This window comes from Variovorax sp. OK212 (assembly GCF_900112425.1).
Lineage (GTDB): Bacteria > Pseudomonadota > Gammaproteobacteria > Burkholderiales > Burkholderiaceae_C > Variovorax.
Map to the genome: position 1 here is coordinate 605,471 of NZ_FOLP01000001.1, position 19,535 is coordinate 625,005.

The following is a 19,535-nucleotide window of genomic DNA, read 5'->3' on the forward strand; positions in this document are numbered from 1 at the left end:
CACTTCCATGCTCCTCATTCCCGCCATTGATCTCAAAGACGGCCACTGCGTTCGCCTCAAGCAGGGCGACATGGACCAGTCCACCATCTTCAGCGAAGACCCCGCTGCCATGGCCCGCAAGTGGGTCACGGCCGGCGCGCGCCGGCTGCACCTGGTCGACCTGAACGGCGCCTTCGCGGGCAAGCCGCAGAACCACGCCGCGATCAAGGCGATCCTGAAGGAAGTCGGCGACGACATCCCGGTGCAGCTCGGCGGCGGCATCCGCGACCTCGACACCATCGAGCGCTACATCGACGACGGCCTGCGCTACGTGATCATCGGCACCGCCGCGGTCAAGAACCCGGGCTTCCTGAAGGACGCCTGCAGCGCCTTCGGCGGCCACATCATCGTGGGCCTGGACGCCAAGGACGGCAAGGTCGCCACCGACGGCTGGAGCAAGCTCACGGGCCACGAAGTGGCCGACCTGGGCAAGAAGTTCGAGGACTACGGCGTCGAGTCGATCATCTACACCGACATCGGCCGCGACGGCATGCTCTCGGGCATCAACATCGAGGCCACCGTCAAGCTGGCGCAGGCGCTGACCATTCCGGTGATCGCCTCGGGCGGGCTGTCGAACATGATGGACATCGACAAGCTCTGCGCGGTCGAGTCCGACGGCGTCGAGGGCGTGATCTGCGGTCGCGCCATCTACTCGGGCGACCTCGATTTCGCCGCCGCGCAAGCCCGCGCGGACGAACTGGGCGCCTGACGCCTTCATTGCGTAGCGCGTGCTTTCCGCGCTCGCCATTGCCAATTACCGCTCGCTGCGCCAGCTGACGGTGCCGCTGGGCCGGCTCACGGTCGTGACCGGCGCCAACGGCAGCGGCAAGTCGAGCGTGTACCGGGCGATGCGGCTGTTGGCCGACATTGCCAACGGCGGGGTGATCCGCTCGCTGGTGCGCGAAGGCGGGCTTTCATCGACTCTGTGGGCCGGGCCCGAACGCTTCTCGGCGGCCATGCTGCGTGGCGAGGTGCCGGTGCAGGGCACATCGCGCAGCGAGCCGGTCGCGCTCAAGCTGGGGTTCGCCGGGGTCGAGGCCGAAGACTTCGGCTATGCCATCGACATCGGCCTGCCGCTGCCGAGTTCGTCGGTCTTTTCGAACGACCCGCAGATCAAGCACGAGGCCATCTGGAGCGGTCCGCTGCTGCGCCCTTCGACGCAGCTGGTCGACCGCAAGGGCGCCGCGCTGCGCCTGCGCGACGGCAAGGGCTGGCAGGCCGTCGGCCGGCCGGTTCCGGCCTTCGCCAGCATGATGACCGAGCACGCCGATCCGCGCGACGCGCCCGAGATGCTCACGCTGCGCGAGCAGATGCGCTCCTGGCGCTTCTACGACCATTTCCGCTCCGACGCCGAGGCGCCCGCGCGGCAGCCGCAGCTGGGCACCTACACGCCGGTGCTCGCCAACGACGGCGCCGACCTGGCCGCCGCGCTGCAGACCATCCGCGAGATCGGCGACGGCGAGGCGCTCGACCGCGCCGTGGACGACGCCTTTCCGGGCGCCAGCGTCGAAGTGCAGGTGAGCGGCGACCGCTTCGAGACGCTGATGCACCAGCACGGCCTGCTGCGGCCCCTGACGGCCGCCGAACTGTCCGACGGCACCCTGCGGTACCTGTTGTGGATCGCGGCGCTGCTGACGCCCCGTCCGCCCGCGCTGCTGGTGCTCAATGAACCCGAGACCAGCCTGCACCCCGACCTGCTGCCCGCGCTGGGCCGCCTGATCGCGCAGGCGGCACGGGAGTCGCAGGTGATCGTGGTGTCTCATGCCGCCAGGCTGATCGCCGCGCTGGAGGACAGCGACAGCCTGCAGCCGGTGGTGCTGGAGAAGCAGTTCGGCGAAACCCGCATCGCCAACCTCGACATGAGCGAGATTCCGCGCTGGGAGTGGCCGGCGCGGTAGGCGAGCGCGAGGGCCCTTATTCCGCCTTCACCGACATCGTCTGGATGATCGTATCCAGCTGCGCGCTCATCGGCAGGTTGATGCTTTCCCCCGTGGGCAGCTTGCGCAGGAACCAGCGCTTGTACTGGCGCTCGATCTCGCCGTCTTCCGCCAGCACCTGGAAGGCGTCGACGACCACCTTGTTGAGCTGCGCGTCGCCCTTGCGGTACATGATCCCGTAGGGGTCGTAGGAGAGGAAGTCGCCGACCACCTCGTAGTTCGCCTTGGCGGCATCCTGCGCGATCAGGCCGTAGAGCAGCACGTCGTCGGTGGCGAAGGCGTCGGCCTGGCCGCTCTTCACCAACCCGAAAGACTCCGCATGGTCGGGCGTCACCACCAGGTTGATGCCGAGCTTGAACTTCTCCGACAGCTCGCGCAGCGTCTTCTCGTTGGTGGTGCCGGCCGTCACCGCCACCTTCTTGCCGGCCAGGTCGCGGAACGACTTGATCGGCGAGCCCTTCTTCACCAGCACCTTGGTGCCCGAGACGAACATGGTCGGCGAGAAGGCCACGCGCTTCTGGCGCTCGAGGTTGTTGGTGGTGGAGCCGCACTCCAGGTCGACCTTGCCGCTGGCGACCGCGTCGATGCGCGAGTCGGAGGTCACGGGCACCCACTTGATGGTGAGGCTCCTGTTCACCGCGTCCTCGATGGAGCTCACCAGCGAGCGGCAGAGTTCGATCGAATAGCCGATCGGTTCCTTGCGCGCATTGAGGTACGAGAACGGCACCGACGACTCGCGGTAGCCGATGGTGATGGCGCCCGTTTGGCGCGCCTTGGCCAGCGTGCCGGTGAGTTCCTGCGCCTGCGCGGGAACCGCCAATACGCAGGCGAAGGCCGCCAGCAGTGCCGCAAAAGCGGATGGCAGCGTGCCGATGCGCTTCATGGCGTTGCCGTTCACGCGTGCGCCGGGTGGGCGAGGGTGGCGTTGGCTTCCTCGTCGATCGCCCGGGCATTGGTCTCGGCGTCGCTCTCGGAGAGCAGCTCGCCTTCCCACTTGGCGACCACCGCGGTGGCAATGGAGTTGCCCACCGCGTTGGTGGCCGAGCGGCCCATGTCGAGGAAAGTGTCCACGCCCAGGATCAGCAGCAGGCCGGCCTCGGGAATGTCGAAGTGGTTCAGCGTGGCGGCAATCACCACCAGCGAGGCGCGCGGCACGCCGGCCATGCCCTTGGAGGTGAGCATGAGGATCAGCAGCATCGTGACCTGCGTGCTGATGGGCATGTGGATGTTGTAGGCCTGCGCGATGAACAGCACGGCGAAGGTGCAGTACATCATCGAGCCGTCCAGGTTGAACGAGTAGCCCATCGGCATCACGAAGCTGGAGATCTTGCGCTTCACGCCGAAACGGTCGAGCGCCTGCAGGATCTTCGGATACGCGGCTTCCGAACTGGCGGTGGCAAAGGACAGCAGGAAGGCCTCCTTGATGAGCACCAGCAGCTTGAACACGCGCGGCCCGAGGAACAGGAAGCCCGCCAGCACCAGCACGCTCCACAGCACGAGCAGGCCCAGGTAGAAGTCGCCCATGAACACCGCGAACTTCAGCAGGATGCTCAGCCCGTTGACGGCCACCGTGGCGGCCATGGCGGCCAGCACCGCGAGCGGCGCGAGCTTCATGACGTAGCCCGTGATCTTCAGCATGGCGTGCGACAGTTCCTCGATGGCCGCCACCAGCGTCTTGGCCTTGTCGCCCAGCGAGGCCAGCGCCACGCCGAAGAACATCGAGAACACCACGATCTGCAGGATCTCGTTGTTGGCCATGGCCTCCACGAACGACTTGGGCACCGTGTGGCTCACGAAGTCCTTCAGCGTGAACTTGGAAGTGGCCAGGTTGGCCGAGGCGCCGATGTCGGGCAGCGGCAGGCCCAGGTTGTCGCCGGGCTTGAGCAGGTTGGCCATGATCAGGCCGATGACCAGCGAGACCAGCGAGGCCGTCAGGAACCAGCCGATGGCCTTGCCGAACACGCGCCCGACCGACTTGGCGTCGCCCATGTGCGCGATGCCCACCACCAGCGTGGAGAACACCAGCGGGCCGATCAGCATCTTGATCAGGCGCAGGAACACGTCCGAGACGATGGAGACGTAGTCCGCGATCTCCTTGGCGGCCTTCTTGTCCGGAAAGCTCGTGAAGATCATGTAGCCCACGATGATGCCCAGCACCATCGCGATCAGGATCCAGGCGGCCATCGGCAGCTTTTTCTTCATGCGTATCCCCTTTTGTCTGTGTGGAGTGATTTTTGGAGTGCACGGGACCGACTTGCATGCTGTCTTCACCGCAAGCGGTCACAGGGTATCCAAGAAGGCCCCGGGCACGCAATGGCCCCGGATGCCAATTCCGTGCCACCGCGCGGGCGCTGCCTACAATTCGCGCCATGGAAATCACCCCGATCGAGTTTCGCGGCCAGCCCGCATTGCGTGCCACAGGCGCCGATGGAAGCACCCTCACGGTGGCATTGCACGGTGCGCAAGTGCTGTCCTGGACGGCGGCCGACGGGGTGGAGAGGCTTTACCTGAGCCCTTCGGCGGTGTTCGACGGGCAAGCCGCCATCCGCGGCGGCGTGCCCATCTGCTGCCCCCAATTCAACCAGCGCGGCATGTTGCCCAAGCATGGATTCATGCGCAATTTGCCTTGGAAGCACGAGGCTTCCGACACACCCGAGTCACTTCGGCTGAGCTTGCGCGACACCGACGCCACCCGTGCGCTGTGGCCGCACGCTTTCGAGGCACGGCTGGAGGCCACCCTGTCGGCCGGCCAGCTGCGCACCTCGCTCACGCTCACCAACATCGACCGCGCGCCCTGGACCTTCGCCGCCGCGCTGCACACCTACCTGCGCGTGGACGACATCGCCGATACCCGCCTGGAGGGCCTGCAGGGTGCCAACCGCTGGGATTCGCTGCGCGACGACCGCCATGTGGAAACCGCGGCCGCGTTGCATTTCGATGCAGAGTTCGACAGTGTCTACGCCGCCCCCGCGCAACCGCTGCGCCTGGTGCAGCCCGCCGGCGCGCTGGAGATCTCGCAAAGCGCGAGCTGCAGCGAAACCGTGGTCTGGAACCCCGGCGCGGTGCTCGGTGCGAAACTCGCCGACATGCCCGCGGACGGCTTTCGGCACATGCTGTGCGTCGAAGCCGCCCGCATCGACGAACCCGTGCTGCTCGCCCCCGGCGCCCAATGGCAGGGCTGGCAACAGCTCCGCGTCCTCTGATTCCTTACCCGTTCATCCCATGCTTGCCAAACGCATCATTCCCTGCCTCGACGTCACCGGCGGCCGTGTCGTCAAGGGCGTCAACTTCGTCGAACTGCGCGACGCCGGCGATCCGGTCGAGATCGCCGCGCGCTACAACGCGCAGGGCGCCGACGAGCTGACCTTCCTGGACATCACCGCCACCAGCGACGGCCGCGACCTGATCCTGCCGATCATCGAGGCCGTGGCCTCGCAGGTCTTCATTCCGCTGACCGTGGGCGGCGGCGTGCGCACCGTGGCCGACGTGCGCCGGCTGCTCAACGCGGGCGCCGACAAGACCAGCTTCAACTCGGCCGCCATCGCCGACCCCCAGGTGATCAGCGACGCCGCGCAGAAGTACGGCTCGCAGTGCATCGTGGTCGCCATCGACGCCAAGCGCCGCAGCCCCGAAGAGGCCGCCACGCGCGGCGCGGGCTGGGACGTGTACAGCCATGGCGGGCGCAAGAACACCGGCCTGGACGTGGTCGAGTGGGCCACCGAGATGGCGCGCCGCGGCGCCGGCGAGATCCTGCTGACCAGCATGGACCGCGACGGCACCAAGAGCGGCTTCGACCTGGAGCTGACCCGCGCGGTGAGCAACGCCGTCAACGTGCCGGTGATCGCCTCGGGCGGCGTCGGCAGCCTGGACGACCTGGCCGACGGCATCCAGACCGGCGGCGCCGACGCGGTGCTGGCGGCCAGCATCTTCCACTACGGCGAGCACACGGTCGGCGAGGCCAAGGCCCGTATGGCGGCCCGGGGCATCCCGGTGCGCATCGACCAGTGAGCGGCCCCGCAGGGCGCGGCTCGAACGCCTCTCAAGGGTCTTTTGCCATCCCTGACAATAGCGCCATGAATTGGCTCGATGAAGTGAAGTGGGACGCGAACGGCCTGGTGCCGGTCATCGCGCAGGAGCAGGGCAGCAACGACGTGCTGATGTTCGCCTGGATGAACCGCGAGGCGCTCGAGAAGACCGCCGAGCTCGGCCGCGCGGTGTATTTCAGCCGCTCGCGCAACAAGCTCTGGTTCAAGGGCGAGGAGTCGGGCCACGTGCAGACCGTGCACGAGATCCGCCTCGATTGCGACAACGACGTGGTGCTGCTCAAGGTCACCCAGCTCGGCCACGAGCCGGGCATCGCCTGCCACACCGGTCGACACAGCTGCTTCTTCAGCAAGTACGAAAAGGGCCAGTGGACCGTGGTCGAACCGGTCTTGAAAGACCCGGAATCCATCTACAAATGACGGCCACCGTGAACGCTGACAACACCGACAACACCTCCGACGCCCTCGCTCGCCTGGCCGCGGTCATCGAAAGCCGCCTGCCCGCGCAGGGCGGCGACCCCGAGAAGAGCTACGTCGCGCGCCTGCTGCACAAGGGCCCCGATGCCTTCCTCAAGAAGATCGGCGAGGAAGCCACCGAGGTCGTGATGGCCGCCAAGGACGCCGATCACGGCGGCGACCGCTCGAAAATAGTGAACGAAGTGGCCGACCTGTGGTTCCACACCATGGTGGCGCTGGCGCACTACGGTTTCTCGCCCGCCGACGTCACCGCGGAGCTCGAGCGCCGCGAAGGCACCAGCGGCATCGAGGAAAAGGCCCTGCGCAAGGTGCGGGCCCGGGAAGCTGGAGAGGCTGGCGCATCCAACGATTGAAAGGACACCGACCATGGCCAACGACATCGTGAACGCGAAACCCGACGACTCCCTCAAGACCTGGGGCTGGGTCAGCTACATCCTGCACCTCATCGTGGCCATCGGCGCCGTCGTGCCGGGGGCGCAGGCCTCCATCGTCATCCTGCTGGTCGCGCTGGTGATCGACTTCGTCAAGCGCGACGACGCGGCCGGCACCTGGCAGGCCTCGCATTTCAGCTGGCGCATCCGCTCGGTGCTGTGGGCGGGGCTGCTGTACATCCTGACGATCTGGCTGTTTCTCGTGTTCTACGTCCCGGGCTGGATTGCCTGGAGCCTGATCTCGCTGTGGTTCCTGTACCGGATCGTGAAAGGCATGATCCGCATGAACGACGGCCGCCCCATGGAACCCAAAGATGTCATCTGACCCGAACTGCGTCTTCTGCAAGATCATCGAGGGCAAGATCCCCTCCCGCAAGGTCTACGAGGACGAGGACCTGTTTGCTTTTCACGACATCGCGCCCTGGGCGCCGGTGCATTTCATGATGGTGCCCAAGAAGCACATCGCCTCGATGGCGCAACTCACGCCGGACGATGCGGCGCTCATGGGCAAGATCATGACGCTGGCTCCCAAGCTGGCGCTGGAGCAGGGCTGCAGGCCCTATCCGGAGGGCGGCTTCCGGGTCGTCGTCAACACGGGCAACGAGGGTGGGCAGGAGGTTCATCATCTCCATGTCCATGTCATGGGCGGTCCCCGGCCCTGGCTTCGCGGCTGAGCGGCGTTAAGCCAAACTGTCACATTCCACCCGACTAAAATCGGACACATTCTTAGGAGTTCTCCATGGGTTCTTTTTCCATCTGGCACTGGCTGATCGTGCTGCTCGTCGTGGTCATGATCTTCGGCACCAAGAAGCTGCGTAACATGGGTTCGGACCTTGGCGGCGCCGTCAAGGGCTTCAAGGACGGCATGAAGGACGGCAGCGCCGACGCGCCGGCCGGCACTTCGGCACCCGCCCAGCAGGTGACCGGCCAGCCGGCCAACAGCGACAAGTCGACGATCGACGTCGAAGCGCGTCAGAAGTCCTGAGCGCAGACCGCACGTGCTCGACCTCGGCATTGAGAAGCTGGCGCTGATCGGCGTCGTGGCGCTGATCGTCATCGGCCCGGAGAAGCTGCCGCGCGTGGCGCGCACCGTGGGCACCTTGCTCGGCAAGGCGCAGCGGTACGTGAACGACGTCAAGGCCGAAGTCAACCGATCGATGGAGCTCGACGAGCTCCGCAAGATGAAGACCACGGTGGAGGATGCGGCCCGCGACGTCGAGCACAGCATCCACACCGGGGCGAGCGACTTCGAGAAGCAGTTCAGCGGTTCGGGCGAAACGCTGTCGGCGCTGGCCGAGCCCGAGCCGCCACCGCCGCCCGAATACAAGCATCCGCGCAAGAACTGGCGGCTGAAGCAGGGCGCCACGCCGCAGTGGTACAAGTCGCGAAACGGCGTGCGCACCAAGGCGCTGTCGGGTGCGGCGCGCGTCGCGCGTTTCCGCCCGCACACGATCAACAAGATCACCTAGCGCACCCCCACCACCGCGTTCCCCGAGCGCCGCACGCCGGCCGACGTCACGCTTTCTTCTTTTCCAATGGCCGATTCCGACAACAAGAACAACGACAAAGAAGACGAGCTGGCGGGCACCGAACAGCCGTTCGTGGCTCACCTGGTCGAGCTTCGCGACCGCCTGCTCTATTGCGTGTATGGCCTGGTGATCGCGGGCATCCTGCTGGCGATCTGGCCCGGCCCCGGCGGGCTGATCGACATCATCGCGATGCCGATCAAGGCGCACATGCCGCACGACGCCAAGCTCATCGCCATCGGCGTGTTCTCGCCGTTCTTCGTGCCGCTCAAGGTGCTGATGATGGCGGCCGTGCTGCTGGCGCTGCCCTGGCTCATGTACCAGGCGTGGATGTTCGTGGCTCCCGGCCTCTACAGCCATGAAAAGAAGTTCGCGCTGCCGCTGATCTTCTTCGGCAGCCTGCTGGCCTATGCCGGCATCGCCTTCGTGCAGCTGTTCGTGCTGGACAAGATGTTCAGCTTCATCCAGCGCTTCGCCCCGGCGGCGGTGCAGGCGACGCCCGACATCTCCTCGTACGTCGAGGCCATCCTGTCGCTGTACATCGCCTTCGGCGTGGCCTTCCAGGTGCCGATCGTGGTGATGCTGCTGGTGCGCTTCGAGATGGTGACCATCGAGAAGCTGAAGTCCTTCCGCGGCTACTTCATCGTGGTCGCGTTCGTCGTGGCCGCCGTGCTGACGCCGCCCGACGTGGTCTCGCAGCTGGCGCTGGCGGTGCCCATGTGCCTGCTGTACGAGGTGGGCATCATCGGTGCCAGGTACTTCGCCAGCTCGGTCAAGAAGCCCGAAGACGAAGAAAGCGCGGACTCGGCTTCCAGCTGATCTTGCGAAGGGGTGCGGGGCCCGGGGGCTCGCCATCGGCGAACCTCGGTCTGCCCAATCCCCCGAATTCCCCCGAATTCCCTGAGTTCTTGAACACCGAGACACCGGCCTTGCCGGGCCTCGGGTGCTGCTCCCCGGGGCAAAGGGGTGGCGAAGCAGGAAGAAGCGCACGATGTGTGCGCAACCCCGGGGAAGGCCTTTTATTCCGGCTGGTTCGGCACCTGCCGCACCGGGCTCTTCGGCCGCAGCCCCGGCATCACATCCAGTTCCATCTTGTCGCTGCCGCGCTGCAGCGCGAACCGCGCGGTGCTGCCGGGCTTCAGGCCGGCCACCGCGGTCAGCAGCGCCTGCACGCTGTCGGTCTTCTTCTCGCCCACCGAGGTGATCACGTCACCCGGGCGGATGCCGGCCTTGGCGGCCGGGCCGTTCTGCAGCACGCCGGTGATGATCACGCCCGCGTCCGCCTTCACGCCGAAGGTCTCGGCCAGTTCAGGCGACAGCTCGTTCGGCTCCACGCCGATCCAGCCGCGGCGCACCTGGCCTTCCTTCACGATCCCCTCGAGCACGATCTTGGCCATCGACACCGGAATGGCGAAGCCGATGCCCATGCTGCCGCCCGATCGCGAGTAGATGGCGGTGTTGATGCCCTGCAGGTTGCCGTTCACGTCGATCAGCGCGCCGCCCGAGTTGCCGGGGTTGATGGCCGCGTCGGTCTGGATGAAGTTCTCGAAGTTGTTGATGCCGAGCTGGTTGCGGCCCAGCGCCGAGACGATGCCGCTGGTCACGGTCTGGCCCACGCCGAAGGGGTTGCCGATGGCCAGCACCTGGTCGCCCACCTGCAGCGCGTCGGAGTCGCCCAGCACGATCACGGGCAGCTTGTCGAGCTCGATCTTCAGCACGGCCAGGTCGGTGTCGGGGTCGGTGCCGATCACCTTGCCGCGCGCGTGGCGGCTGTCGTTGAGCGTCACCTCGATCTCGTCGGCGCCCTCGACCACGTGGTTGTTGGTGAGGATGTAGCCATCGGTGCTGACGATCACGCCGCTGCCCAGGCCCACCTGGGGCTGGTCGTCCTGGTCGCCGAAGAAGAAGCGGAACCACGGGTCGTTGCTGCGCGGGTGGCGCTGCGCGGCCTTGCTGGTGTTGATGCTCACCACCGCCGGCGAGGCCTTCTTGGCCGGCACGCTCAGGCTGCCGGGCGCCGCCGCGGCGGGGGCGCCGGCCGGTGCTTCCACGATCGACACCACGCCGCCCAGCGAGGTCGCGCGCCTGTTGAGCCATTCGGGCTTGAGCGTCGCAACGACGAAGTAGGCCGCGAGCAGGACAGTCACGGCTTGGGCAAAGAGCAGCCAGGTGCGTTTCATGAAAAATCGGTGAAAAAGACGGAGGAACGCTGCCGTGGGGCGCAGCAATGTGGCCAATTGTCCCTCAACCGCACGAGCCGGAAACCGCGCCGCGAGGTCGAGATTGAGCAATGCCGCCTGCGTGAATCCGGGTAAACACCTAGCATCGCGGAGCGAGCCCATCCGGCCCGTGTTCTCAGGCCTCCCGCACTGCCCACCCGGCGGAGGCGGCCAGGCGTTCGTCGGCGCGCCATTTTTCCGTTTCTCACCCGGTCCCGCGGGCTGGCGCGCGGTTTCGACCTCCTTGCCAGCAGCCATGACTCCAGAAGCAACTCTCCACGACGGCGCCCAGACCGCGCCGTCCGCCCCGTCCGCGCCCTCCAGCACGTCCCGCACCCTCGGTGCGAGCGACTACAAGACCCTCGCCCTGTCCGCCCTCGGCGGCACGCTCGAGTTCTACGACTTCGTCATCTACGTCTTCTTCGCCACCGTGGTCGGGGCGCTGTTCTTCCCGGCGGACATGCCCGACTGGCTGCGTCAGCTGCAGACTTTCGGCATCTTCGCGGCCGGCTACCTGGCGCGCCCGGTGGGCGGCATCGTCATCGCGCATTTCGGCGACATCTTCGGGCGCAAGCGCATGTTCACGCTGTCGATCTTCCTGATGGCGGCGCCCACGCTGGTCATCGGCCTGCTGCCGACCTACGCGAGCATCGGCGTCGCGGCGCCCCTGCTGCTGCTGGCCATGCGCGTGCTGCAGGGCGCGGCCATCGGCGGCGAGATGCCCGGGGCCTGGGTGTTCGTGGGCGAGCACGTGCCGGCCCGGCGCTATGGGTTCGGCATCGGCATGCTGACCTCGGGCATCACCGGCGGCATCCTGCTGGGCTCGCTGGTGGCGGTGGCCATCAACCGCCACTATTCGCCGGAGCAGGTGAGCGGCTTCGCCTGGCGCCTGCCGTTCATCCTGGGCGGCGTGTTCGGGCTGGTGTCGGTGTACCTGCGCCGCTTCCTGCACGAGACGCCGGTGTTCAAGGAGCTGGCGGGCCGGCGCACCGTGGCGCGCGAGCTGCCGCTGCGCACCGTGCTGCGCGAGCACCGCCTGGCCTGCGTGTACGTGGCACTGCTGACCTGGGTGCTGTCGGCCGCCATCGTGGTGGTGGTGCTGTACACGCCCACCTACCTGCAGAAGGTGCACCACATTCCGGCCGCGCTGGCACTCGAAGCCAACGCGCTCGCCACGCTCACCCTGACGCTGGGTTGCATGCTGGCCGGCTGGGCCAGCGACCGCATCGGCACGCGCGCGGTGATGCTGGTCGGCTGGGGCGGCCTGTTTGCCACGGCCTACCTGTTCTACACCGGGCTGCCCGGCACGCCGTCGACGCTGTACGCACACTACGCGCTGGTGGGCCTGTTCGTGGGCACCATCGCCACCGTGCCGATCGCGGGCGTGCGCGCCTTCCCGGCGCCAGTGCGCTTCACCGGCCTTTCGTTCGCCTACAACATGTCGTACGCCGTGTTCGGCGGGCTGACGCCGGTGATCCTCACGCTCTGGCTGCAGCGCGACAGCATGGCGCCCGCGCATTACGTCGCGGTGCTGGCCGGCCTGGGCTTCCTGCTCGCGTTCCTGCCGCTGGCGGCGCGCGGCCATGCGATGCGCGATGGCGTGGCGCCCGAGGCCGGCGGTACCGGAGCTGCCGGAGCTGCCGGAGCGATTGGAGCTACCGGCGGGGGCAGCGCGACAATGTCGCGATGAGCACCACCCGCCACGAACTGCTTCACGCATTCGACCTGCTGCTGGCCCCCGGCCGCTTCAAGGACTACGGACCCAACGGCCTGCAGGTCGAAGGGCGCACCACGGTGCGCAAGATCGTCTCCGGCGTCACGGCCAGCCGCGCGCTGATCGAGGCCGCGATCCACGCCGAGGCCGACGCCATCTTCGTGCACCACGGCCTGTTCTGGCGCGGCCAGGACGGCCGCGTCACCGGCTGGATGAAGCAGCGCCTGGGCCTGCTGCTGGGCAGCGACGTCAACCTCTTCGCCTACCACCTGCCGCTGGACGCGCACCCCGAGCTCGGCAACAACGCGCAGCTCGGCCTGCAGCTGGGGCTCGTGGCGTACCCCGGCGCGGGCGGGCGTTTCGGCGAGCAGGAGCTGGGCTTCCTGGGTGCGCCGGACAGCGGCGAAGGCTTCGCCGACGCCAGGGCGCTCGCCACGCACGTCGAAAAAGTGCTCAAAAGGCCGGTCACGCTCGTCGATACTGCGCATCGCGCTATCAAGAACATAGCGTGGTGCACGGGCGGCGCGCAAGGCTACTTCGAGGCCGCCATCGCGGCCGGCGCCGACGCCTTCATCACCGGCGAGATCTCGGAGCCGCAGGCCCACTACGCGCGCGAGATGGGCGTGGCCTTCCTGGCCTGCGGGCACCACGCCACCGAGCGCTACGGCGCGCCCGCGGTGGCCGCCCACGTGGCGGCGCAGCTCGAGCTCGAACACCAGTTCATCGACATCGACAACCCGGCATGAGCAACGCACCCATCGGCATCACGCTCGGCGATCCCGCCGGCATCGGCCCTGAGATCATCGCCAAGGCGTTTCGCGACGCGCCCGATGCCACGCGCGGCGCGTTCGTGGCCGGCGACGTGGGCACGGTGCGCAAGGCGTCCCAGGCCCTGGCCGCGCCGGGGCAGCCGGCCTGGCCGGTGCTCGAGATCGACACCGTTGCCGAGGCCGCCACCGTGCCGCCGGGCTGCATCCCGGTGTTGCAGGTGATCGCGGCGCCGTCGCGCATCGAGACCGGCCGCATCAGCGCCGAGGCCGGCCGCGTGGCGGGCGAATGCGTGGTGTGGGCCGCGCGGGCCGCGTTGCGCGGCGAGATCTCCGCCATCGTCACCGCGCCGCTGCACAAGGAGGCGCTGTCGGCCGCGGGCTTTCCGTACCCCGGCCACACCGAGCTGCTGCAGGCCGAGGCCGCCGCCCACCTGGGCCGCACCGTGGCCGACGTGCCGGTGCGCATGATGCTGGCCAACGACGAGCTGCGCACCGTGCTCGTCAGCATCCACATGTCGCTGCGCCATGCCATCGAGGCGGTGGATTTCGAAGGCGTGCTCGAAACCCTGCGCATCACCCACCGGGCGCTGACCCATGCGCTGGGCCGCGTGCCGCGCGTCGGCGTGGCGGGGCTGAATCCGCATGCGGGCGAGGGCGGGTTGTTCGGTTCGGAAGAGCTGCACATCATCGCGCCGGCCATCGAGGCCGCGCGCGCCGAAGGCATCGACGCCAGCGGGCCCCATGCGCCCGACACCGTCTTCATGCGCGCGCGCGCCAAGGCGGGCGTGCCGTCCAGCGGCGAGTTCGACGTGGTGGTGGCGATGTACCACGACCAGGGCCTGATCCCGGTCAAGTACCTGGGCGTGGAGAAGGGCGTGAACGTCACGCTCGGGCTGCCGCTGGTGCGTACCAGCCCCGACCATGGCACCGCCTTCGACATCGCGGGCACGGGGCGGGCCGACGCGTCCAGCCTCGTGGAGGCGTTGCGCATAGCCCGGGTGCTCAGTGGCGCTCAGCCCAACAGCGCTCAGGGCGCTCAGGGCGCTCAGGGCTCTTAAGGGCGCTCACGGCACCTGAAGCCGCTCACGGGCGTTGCTTGAGGCTGTCGCGGATCTCGCGCAGCAGCACCACGTCTTCGGGCGTGACGGGCGCCGCGGCGGCCGCCGGCTCGTCATTGCGCTTGAGGCGGTTGATCTGCTTGACCATCATGAAGATGATGAAAGCCAGGATCACGAAGTTGACCGCGATGGTGATGAAGTTGCCGTAGGCCAGCACCGGCACGCCGGCCTTCTTCAGGTCGGCCAGCGTGTTCGCCACGCCGGCCGGCGCCGTGCCCAGCACCACGTAGAGGTTCGAGAAGTCGAGCCTGCCGAACACCAGTCCGACCACCGGCATGATGATGTCGGCCACCAGCGAGTCGACGATCTTGCCGAACGCGGCACCGATGATCACGCCGACCGCGAGGTCGATCACATTGCCCTTGACGGCAAATTCCTTGAATTCACTGAGGATGCTCATGATTCAAAAGGCTGCTGGAGCTCTGCTGTTGAAGGAGAGCCGAGTATGCCCGCGATTGCTCACTTCTCCAGCGGGCGCAGCGCAACGTCGACGTGCGCGGCGGCCAGCCCGCTGCGGCTGCGCGCGGCGATCTGCCGGAAGCCGTCCTCCAGGTGCCGCACGAAACGCGGCGTGTCGAAGTAGCCGCGGCGCGCCTCCTTGGCCGCCGCGAGCCGTGCGCGCAGCGCGGCCAGTTCGCCGGGGTGCGTGGCGTAGTGAATGGCCTTGTGCACGTACGCGGCATGGTCCGTGGCCACCAGCTCGGGCAGCCCGATGGCGCCGAGCAGGCTGCCCGCCATGCGCGACACCATCGTCGTGCCCGTGAGCGCCAGCAGCGGCACGCCCGACCACAGCACGTCGTTCGCGGTCGCGCCGCTGCTGTAGGGGAAGGTGTCGATGAACAGGTCGGCCAGGCCGATGCGCGCCAGGTGCTGGTCGACCGGCATGCGCGGCGACACGACCAGGCGATCGGCCGCCAGGCCCGCGGCTTCCCAGTGCGCGCGCAGGTTGCGCTCGAAGCCGTCGGGGCCCTGCGCCAGCCACAGCACCGCGTTCGGAATGCCCTGCACGATGCGCACCCACGCGTCGAAGGTCTCGGGCTGGATCTTGAACGACTGCGAGAAGTTGCACAGCACGAAGGCGTCCTCGGGCAGGCCGTGCGCGGCGCGCGTGGCCTTGCGCGGGTTCACCGGGCGCTGCGTGTCGATCACCTGGAAGGTCTCGGGCAGGCGCAGCAGCTTTTCCGTGTAGCAGTCCTCGGTGCCCGGCGGCGAGAGGAAGTTGTCGGACACCAGGTAGTCGTAGCTCGGCGTGCCGCTGGTGCCCATGTAGCCCAGCCACATGAGCTGCGCGGGCGCCGCGTGGTAGGCCATCACCTGCGGCTTGGCGCCGCGCGTGTCGCCCGACAGGTCGATCAGGATGTCGATCTCGTCCTCGCAGATGCGCTCGGCCATCTGCTGGATCGATTGGCCGTGCAGGTCGACGAAGTGCTCGGCCGACGCGGCGATGCGCGCGCGCGCCGGGTGGCCGTCGTCGGGGCCGTAGGAGTAGACGAACACCTCGAATGCGTTGCGGTCGTGCAGGCTGAACAGCTCGGCCGTGAGGTGGGCCACCGGGTGGTTGCGGAAGTCGAACGAGTAGTAGCCCACGCGGATGCGCGGCGCCGTGCGGCGCGCGCCGGCATCGGCAAAGGACCTGATGCCCGCGTTCGTGTCGGCGAGCGTGGCCGAGCGTTGCGTCCAGGCCATCAGGCGCTTCGCGTCGTCGTAGTTCGACATGAGGATGAAGGAGGACGCGGTCTGGTCGTTGTCCGGCCTGTCCAGGCGCGTGGCGATGCGCTCGCGCAGTTCGGGCGTGCCGTCCCAGCGCGCGATGTGCGCCTTTTCGCCGAGCAGCCACACCATCGCCGGCATGAAGTCCGGGTCGTCGCGCATGCACTGCTCGAACTCCGCGATGGCCGCTTCGGACTGGCCCGCCATCACGTAGGTCACGCCCAGGTTGCAGCGCGCCAGCACCTGGCCCGGATGCAGTTCGAGCGCCTTCTTCAGCACCTCGATGGCGGCGTCGTAGTGGCCCTGGCGGAAGTTGTTGGCGCCCAGGTTGTTGAGCAGCGCTTCCTGCTCCGGCATCGATTCCAGGGCCAGCCTGTACAGCTCCGCCGATTCGCCGAAGCGCATCGCCGCGCCCTCGAGCGTGGCGCAGACACCGTAGAGCGCGGCCATGGCGTCTGGTTCCGACAGCGCCCGGGCGCGCACCTCGATCGTCGAATGGCGCATGGCGCGCTGCATGGGGCTCACCGCGTCTTCGTTGCGGCCGCAGTGGATCAGCGCGCGGGCCAGCAGGTAGCTGGCCTCGAAGTCCGGCGGCTCGGTCTGGGCCTGCTCCAGGGAGGCGAGCGCACCCGTCCAGTCGTTCTGGTGCGCGCGGATCTTGCCGATGTTCTTGTGCGCGACGATGTAGCCCGGGTCCAGCCCGAGCGCGCGCGCGAACTGCTCGACGGCTTCGTCGAAGCGGTCCTGTTCCATGTCGATGGCGCCGGCGTTGTTCCATGCGGCGGGCGCTTGCGGTGCGAGCCGCGTGGCCTCGGCCGCGGCCTCGCGCGCCTGGCGGAACTTCTTCTGCTGGCGGTACACCGCCGACAGGTTCACGTAGGCCTCGGGGTAGTTCGGCTGCGCCTTGACGGCGCGGCGCAGGTCCTGCTGCGCTTCGGCCAGCAAGCCCATGTGCATGAAGATCGTGGCGCGGGTGTTGAAGTAGAAGTGGTGCGGCGTGCGTGCGATCGCGCGGTTCACATAGTTCAGCGCCAGCTTCGGCCGGCCTTGCCGGTACAGCGCCTCGCCCGTGAGATGGAGTGCGTCGGCGTGCTCCGGAAAGCGGCTCAGCAGGTGCTCGTAGACCTGCAGCGCCTCGGCGAACCGGCCCACCCGGTGCAGCCCCAGTCCCTGTTCCAGGAGGCGGCCGGCATCTTCGGCCGGGGCGGCGGGAGCGGGGGCAAGAGAAGGTGAATTCATGACGCCGTGGAGTGAACGCTCAAGAGACCGACCGATGCAGGCGCGGCCTCGATATCCATGAAAAAGGCCGGCCACCCAGTATAGGGGCCGGCCTTGCGCGGAGTCCCCCGGCGAGCGGTGCGGCGCACAGGCCGCAGCGCTCGCCGAACGGCTTACCAGGACCAGGATGCGCCGACGCCGCCGCCGACCTTGCCGTTGTTGCCGCTGCCGAAGTTGACCCTGATCTGTGCGGACTCGCCGATGCGGAAGCTGGCGGCCGCCGCGATGGCCGAGCGGCCGTCGTACGTGCCCACGCCCACGCCGAGCCCGAAGTTCTTGCCCGCCTCGAGCGCCGGCACCGCGGCCGCCGCCATCGCGATGGCCGCGCCGGTGCTGCTGATCTTGCGTGCGTCCTGGACCTCGGTGCGAACCTGGTTCAACTGCGACATGTTCGCGGCGTCCGTCGGCAGCACGCCCGGTGCCACGTTCTGAACGCGGCCGTTGGCGACCACGCCGTTGCCCGCGGTGACCGTGCCGCCGGCGGTCACGTTGCCCGTGACGTTGACCGTTCCTGCGTTCAAGGTGGTGACGTTGCCCGTCACCGCGTTGATGGTGGTGATGTTGCCGGTCTGCGTGTTCAGCACCGTGATGTTGCCGTTGGCGGCCGTGATCGTCTGGAAGTTGCCGGTGGTCGCGTTCACCGTGCTCGCATTCACCGTCGACGCGCTCATCGTGCCGACGCTCAGTGCGTTGATGGTGGCGCTGGCGGCCGACAGGTTGGTGGTGCTGACGCTGGTGGCGTTCAGCGTGTTGATCGTGCCTTGCGCCGCCGAGAGGTTGGTCGTCGTGAGGTTGGTCGACGTCAGGTTGTTGATCGTGCCGCTCGCCGCCGACAGGTTCGAAGTCGTGACGTTGGTGGCGTTGAGCGTGCCGATCGTCCCGGTCGTGGCCGAGAGGTTGGACGTGGTGATGTCCGTCGCGTTCAGCGTGCCGATGGTGCCTGTGGTTGCCGACAGGTTCGAAGTCGTGACGTTGGTGGCGTTGAGCGTGCCGATGGTCCCGGTCGTGGCCGAGAGGTTCGACGTGGTGATGTCGGTTGCGTTCAGTGTGCCGATGGTGCCGGTGGTCGCCGACAGGTTGGACGTCGTGATGTCCGTCGCGTTCAGCGTGCCGATGGTGCCCGTCGTTGCCGAAAGGTTGGAAGTCGTGATGTCCGTCGCGTTCAGCGTACCGATGGTGCCCGTGGTCGCCGACAGGTTCGACGTCGTGATGTCGGTGGCGTTGAGCGTGCCGATCGTCCCCGTCGTGGCCGAAAGGTTGGACGTGGTGATGTCCGTCGCGTTCAGCGTACCGATGGTGCCCGTGGTTGCCGACAGGTTGGATGTCGTGATGTCGGTGGCGTTGAGCGTGCCGATGGTCCCCGTCGTGGCCAAGAGGTTCGACGTGGTGATGTCCGTCGCGTTCAGCGTGCCGATGGTGCCTGTTGTTGCCGACAGGTTGGATGTCGTGATGTCGGTGGCATTGAGCGTGCCGATCGTCCCCGTCGTGGCCGAAAGGTTCGACGTGGTGATGTCCGTCGCGTTCAGCGTGCCGATGGTGCCCGTGGTCGCCGACAGGTTCGACGTCGTGATGTCCGTGGCATTGAGCGTGTTGACTACGCCGGTGCTGGCGGTGAGGTTGCCGGCGCTCACGTTGGTGGCGCTGACAAGGCCCGAAGTGATGCTGGTGCTGCTGAGCGAGTTGATCGTGCCGCGCGATGCCGTGACGTTGATCGCGTTGACCGTGTTGATGCTGCCGGTGCTGGCGGTGACGGTGCCGGCACTCACGCTGGTGGCGCTGACAAGGCCCGAGGTGATGCTGGTGCTGCTGAGCGAGTTGATCGTGCCGCGCGATGCCGTGACGTTGATCGCGTTGACCGTGTTGATGCTGCCGGTGCTGGCGGTGACGGTGCCGGCACTCACGCTGGTGGCACTGACGAGGCCCGAGGTGATGCTGGTGCTGCTGAGCGAATTGATCGTGCCGCGCGATGCCGTCACGTTGACCGTGCTCACGTTCGTTGCGGAGAGCGTGGGCGTCGTGACGTTGCCCACTGCATTCAGGAGGCCGCCGTTGTTGGATTCGCCGCCGCCGAAGTTGGCGTCCACGGTCCCGCCACCGATCGTGACCCCCTGGGCATGGGCCACAGGCAGCGTCATCACATAACCGGCACCCACGAGCACCGAAGCGAGCAGGCGGCTCACCCCTGCGTGACGAACCATGGAAGACGTGCGAACACCAGCGCGCTTGGATGTAGTCATTTGGACCTTTTTTCCTCGAAGAAGCAGTTGCCATTT

The 19,535-nt window shown here is 67.6% G+C and carries 20 protein-coding genes; 14 read left to right on the plus strand and 6 right to left on the minus strand.

Annotated elements, in window-relative coordinates:
• Positions 1–7 precede the first annotated feature (7 nt).
• Together hisA and BM004_RS02700 are read left to right on the plus strand one after the other, a co-directional pair.
• The gene (gene hisA, locus BM004_RS02695; protein ID WP_093125356.1) at positions 8–748 is read left to right on the plus strand and encodes a 1-(5-phosphoribosyl)-5-[(5-phosphoribosylamino)methylideneamino]imidazole-4-carboxamide isomerase; all 741 of its coding nucleotides are present in this window, start codon (positions 8–10) and stop codon (positions 746–748) included.
• A 19-nt stretch (positions 749–767) separates the two neighbouring features.
• Positions 768–1,937 carry an AAA family ATPase gene (locus BM004_RS02700; RefSeq protein ID WP_093125353.1) on the plus strand — a complete coding sequence of 390 codons (1,170 nt, stop codon included), beginning with the start codon at positions 768–770 and terminating at the stop codon, positions 1,935–1,937.
• A 16-nt stretch (positions 1,938–1,953) separates the two neighbouring features.
• Here the strand turns inward: BM004_RS02700 and BM004_RS02705 are convergent, their stop codons facing one another.
• Positions 1,954–2,859: an amino acid ABC transporter substrate-binding protein gene (locus tag BM004_RS02705; protein ID WP_093211975.1), complete on the minus strand. Its 906-nt coding sequence runs from the start codon at positions 2,857–2,859 to the stop codon at positions 1,954–1,956.
• A gap of 11 nt (positions 2,860–2,870) precedes the next feature.
• Positions 2,871–4,178, minus strand: coding sequence for a dicarboxylate/amino acid:cation symporter (locus BM004_RS02710; RefSeq protein WP_093211133.1), 1,308 nt, complete (start codon positions 4,176–4,178; stop codon positions 2,871–2,873).
• A 167-nt stretch (positions 4,179–4,345) separates the two neighbouring features.
• Here BM004_RS02710 and BM004_RS02715 point away from each other — a divergent pair, with 167 nt between their 5' ends.
• The 9 genes from BM004_RS02715 (at position 4,346) to tatC (ending at position 9,272) form a co-directional block, all read left to right on the plus strand.
• Positions 4,346–5,179, plus strand: a complete 834-nt coding sequence (locus BM004_RS02715) for a D-hexose-6-phosphate mutarotase (RefSeq protein ID WP_093211135.1) — start codon at positions 4,346–4,348, stop codon at positions 5,177–5,179.
• A gap of 19 nt (positions 5,180–5,198) precedes the next feature.
• Positions 5,199–5,984, plus strand: a complete 786-nt coding sequence (hisF, locus tag BM004_RS02720; RefSeq protein ID WP_093125344.1) for an imidazole glycerol phosphate synthase subunit HisF — start codon at positions 5,199–5,201, stop codon at positions 5,982–5,984.
• A gap of 65 nt (positions 5,985–6,049) precedes the next feature.
• Entirely contained in the window at positions 6,050–6,439 is a 390-nt protein-coding gene (hisI, locus tag BM004_RS02725; protein ID WP_013539725.1) for a phosphoribosyl-AMP cyclohydrolase, read from the plus strand.
• Complete coding sequence (locus BM004_RS02730) at positions 6,436–6,849, plus strand: phosphoribosyl-ATP diphosphatase (RefSeq protein WP_093211137.1); 414 nt, start codon at positions 6,436–6,438, stop codon at positions 6,847–6,849. Before hisI ends, BM004_RS02730 begins: the two co-directional genes overlap by 4 nt.
• 13 nt (positions 6,850–6,862) lie before the next feature.
• Positions 6,863–7,252: a DUF4870 family protein gene (locus BM004_RS02735; RefSeq protein WP_093211139.1), complete on the plus strand. Its 390-nt coding sequence runs from the start codon at positions 6,863–6,865 to the stop codon at positions 7,250–7,252.
• The gene (locus BM004_RS02740; protein ID WP_093125333.1) at positions 7,242–7,601 is read left to right on the plus strand and encodes a histidine triad nucleotide-binding protein; all 360 of its coding nucleotides are present in this window, start codon (positions 7,242–7,244) and stop codon (positions 7,599–7,601) included. Before BM004_RS02735 ends, BM004_RS02740 begins: the two co-directional genes overlap by 11 nt.
• A gap of 65 nt (positions 7,602–7,666) precedes the next feature.
• Entirely contained in the window at positions 7,667–7,912 is a 246-nt protein-coding gene (gene tatA, locus BM004_RS02745) for a Sec-independent protein translocase subunit TatA (RefSeq protein WP_093125331.1), read from the plus strand.
• A 13-nt stretch (positions 7,913–7,925) separates the two neighbouring features.
• Positions 7,926–8,396, plus strand: coding sequence for a Sec-independent protein translocase protein TatB (gene tatB, locus BM004_RS02750; protein ID WP_093125328.1), 471 nt, complete (start codon positions 7,926–7,928; stop codon positions 8,394–8,396).
• Between the two features lie 66 nt (positions 8,397–8,462).
• Positions 8,463–9,272, plus strand: a complete 810-nt coding sequence (gene tatC, locus BM004_RS02755; RefSeq protein ID WP_093125325.1) for a twin-arginine translocase subunit TatC — start codon at positions 8,463–8,465, stop codon at positions 9,270–9,272.
• Between the two features lie 200 nt (positions 9,273–9,472).
• Here the strand turns inward: tatC and BM004_RS02760 are convergent, their stop codons facing one another.
• Positions 9,473–10,633: a trypsin-like peptidase domain-containing protein gene (locus BM004_RS02760; RefSeq protein ID WP_093125322.1), complete on the minus strand. Its 1,161-nt coding sequence runs from the start codon at positions 10,631–10,633 to the stop codon at positions 9,473–9,475.
• Positions 10,634–10,928: 295 nt separating this feature from the next.
• On the opposite strand from BM004_RS02760, the gene BM004_RS02765 reads away from it, so the two are divergent.
• The 3 genes from BM004_RS02765 to pdxA are packed head-to-tail and all read left to right on the plus strand — an operon-like array spanning position 10,929 to position 14,214.
• Positions 10,929–12,362 (plus strand): MFS transporter, encoded by a 1,434-nt coding sequence (locus BM004_RS02765; RefSeq protein WP_256219761.1) that lies wholly within the window; start codon positions 10,929–10,931, stop codon positions 12,360–12,362.
• Positions 12,359–13,132 carry a Nif3-like dinuclear metal center hexameric protein gene (locus BM004_RS02770; RefSeq protein WP_093211141.1) on the plus strand — a complete coding sequence of 258 codons (774 nt, stop codon included), beginning with the start codon at positions 12,359–12,361 and terminating at the stop codon, positions 13,130–13,132. Before BM004_RS02765 ends, BM004_RS02770 begins: the two co-directional genes overlap by 4 nt.
• Positions 13,129–14,214 carry a 4-hydroxythreonine-4-phosphate dehydrogenase PdxA gene (gene pdxA, locus BM004_RS02775; protein ID WP_093211143.1) on the plus strand — a complete coding sequence of 362 codons (1,086 nt, stop codon included), beginning with the start codon at positions 13,129–13,131 and terminating at the stop codon, positions 14,212–14,214. The genes BM004_RS02770 and pdxA overlap by 4 nt, the downstream gene beginning before the upstream one ends.
• 25 nt (positions 14,215–14,239) lie before the next feature.
• On the opposite strand, the gene mscL is transcribed toward pdxA, so the two are convergent.
• From mscL to BM004_RS02790, 3 genes are all read right to left on the minus strand, one after another.
• Positions 14,240–14,674: a large conductance mechanosensitive channel protein MscL gene (gene mscL / locus BM004_RS02780; protein WP_093125312.1), complete on the minus strand. Its 435-nt coding sequence runs from the start codon at positions 14,672–14,674 to the stop codon at positions 14,240–14,242.
• A 59-nt stretch (positions 14,675–14,733) separates the two neighbouring features.
• Positions 14,734–17,223, minus strand: coding sequence for a tetratricopeptide repeat protein (locus BM004_RS02785; protein WP_093211145.1), 2,490 nt, complete (start codon positions 17,221–17,223; stop codon positions 14,734–14,736).
• A 152-nt stretch (positions 17,224–17,375) separates the two neighbouring features.
• Positions 17,376–19,460: a beta strand repeat-containing protein gene (locus BM004_RS02790; protein WP_256219762.1), complete on the minus strand. Its 2,085-nt coding sequence runs from the start codon at positions 19,458–19,460 to the stop codon at positions 17,376–17,378.
• Positions 19,461–19,535 lie beyond the last annotated feature (75 nt).

Coding starts and splice junctions, on each gene's coding strand:
- hisA (WP_093125356.1), top strand. CDS start 8: ATGCTCCTCATTCCCGCCATTGATCTCAAAGACGGCCACTGCGTTCGC.
- BM004_RS02705 (WP_093211975.1), bottom strand. CDS start 2,859: ATGAAGCGCATCGGCACGCTGCCATCCGCTTTTGCGGCACTGCTGGCG.
- BM004_RS02710 (WP_093211133.1), bottom strand. CDS start 4,178: ATGAAGAAAAAGCTGCCGATGGCCGCCTGGATCCTGATCGCGATGGTG.
- BM004_RS02715 (WP_093211135.1), top strand. CDS start 4,346: ATGGAAATCACCCCGATCGAGTTTCGCGGCCAGCCCGCATTGCGTGCC.
- hisF (WP_093125344.1), top strand. CDS start 5,199: ATGCTTGCCAAACGCATCATTCCCTGCCTCGACGTCACCGGCGGCCGT.
- hisI (WP_013539725.1), top strand. CDS start 6,050: ATGAATTGGCTCGATGAAGTGAAGTGGGACGCGAACGGCCTGGTGCCG.
- BM004_RS02730 (WP_093211137.1), top strand. CDS start 6,436: ATGACGGCCACCGTGAACGCTGACAACACCGACAACACCTCCGACGCC.
- BM004_RS02735 (WP_093211139.1), top strand. CDS start 6,863: ATGGCCAACGACATCGTGAACGCGAAACCCGACGACTCCCTCAAGACC.
- BM004_RS02740 (WP_093125333.1), top strand. CDS start 7,242: ATGTCATCTGACCCGAACTGCGTCTTCTGCAAGATCATCGAGGGCAAG.
- tatA (WP_093125331.1), top strand. CDS start 7,667: ATGGGTTCTTTTTCCATCTGGCACTGGCTGATCGTGCTGCTCGTCGTG.
- tatC (WP_093125325.1), top strand. CDS start 8,463: ATGGCCGATTCCGACAACAAGAACAACGACAAAGAAGACGAGCTGGCG.
- BM004_RS02760 (WP_093125322.1), bottom strand. CDS start 10,633: ATGAAACGCACCTGGCTGCTCTTTGCCCAAGCCGTGACTGTCCTGCTC.
- BM004_RS02765 (WP_256219761.1), top strand. CDS start 10,929: ATGACTCCAGAAGCAACTCTCCACGACGGCGCCCAGACCGCGCCGTCC.
- BM004_RS02770 (WP_093211141.1), top strand. CDS start 12,359: ATGAGCACCACCCGCCACGAACTGCTTCACGCATTCGACCTGCTGCTG.
- pdxA (WP_093211143.1), top strand. CDS start 13,129: ATGAGCAACGCACCCATCGGCATCACGCTCGGCGATCCCGCCGGCATC.
- mscL (WP_093125312.1), bottom strand. CDS start 14,674: ATGAGCATCCTCAGTGAATTCAAGGAATTTGCCGTCAAGGGCAATGTG.
- BM004_RS02785 (WP_093211145.1), bottom strand. CDS start 17,223: ATGAATTCACCTTCTCTTGCCCCCGCTCCCGCCGCCCCGGCCGAAGAT.
- BM004_RS02790 (WP_256219762.1), bottom strand. CDS start 19,460: ATGGTTCGTCACGCAGGGGTGAGCCGCCTGCTCGCTTCGGTGCTCGTG.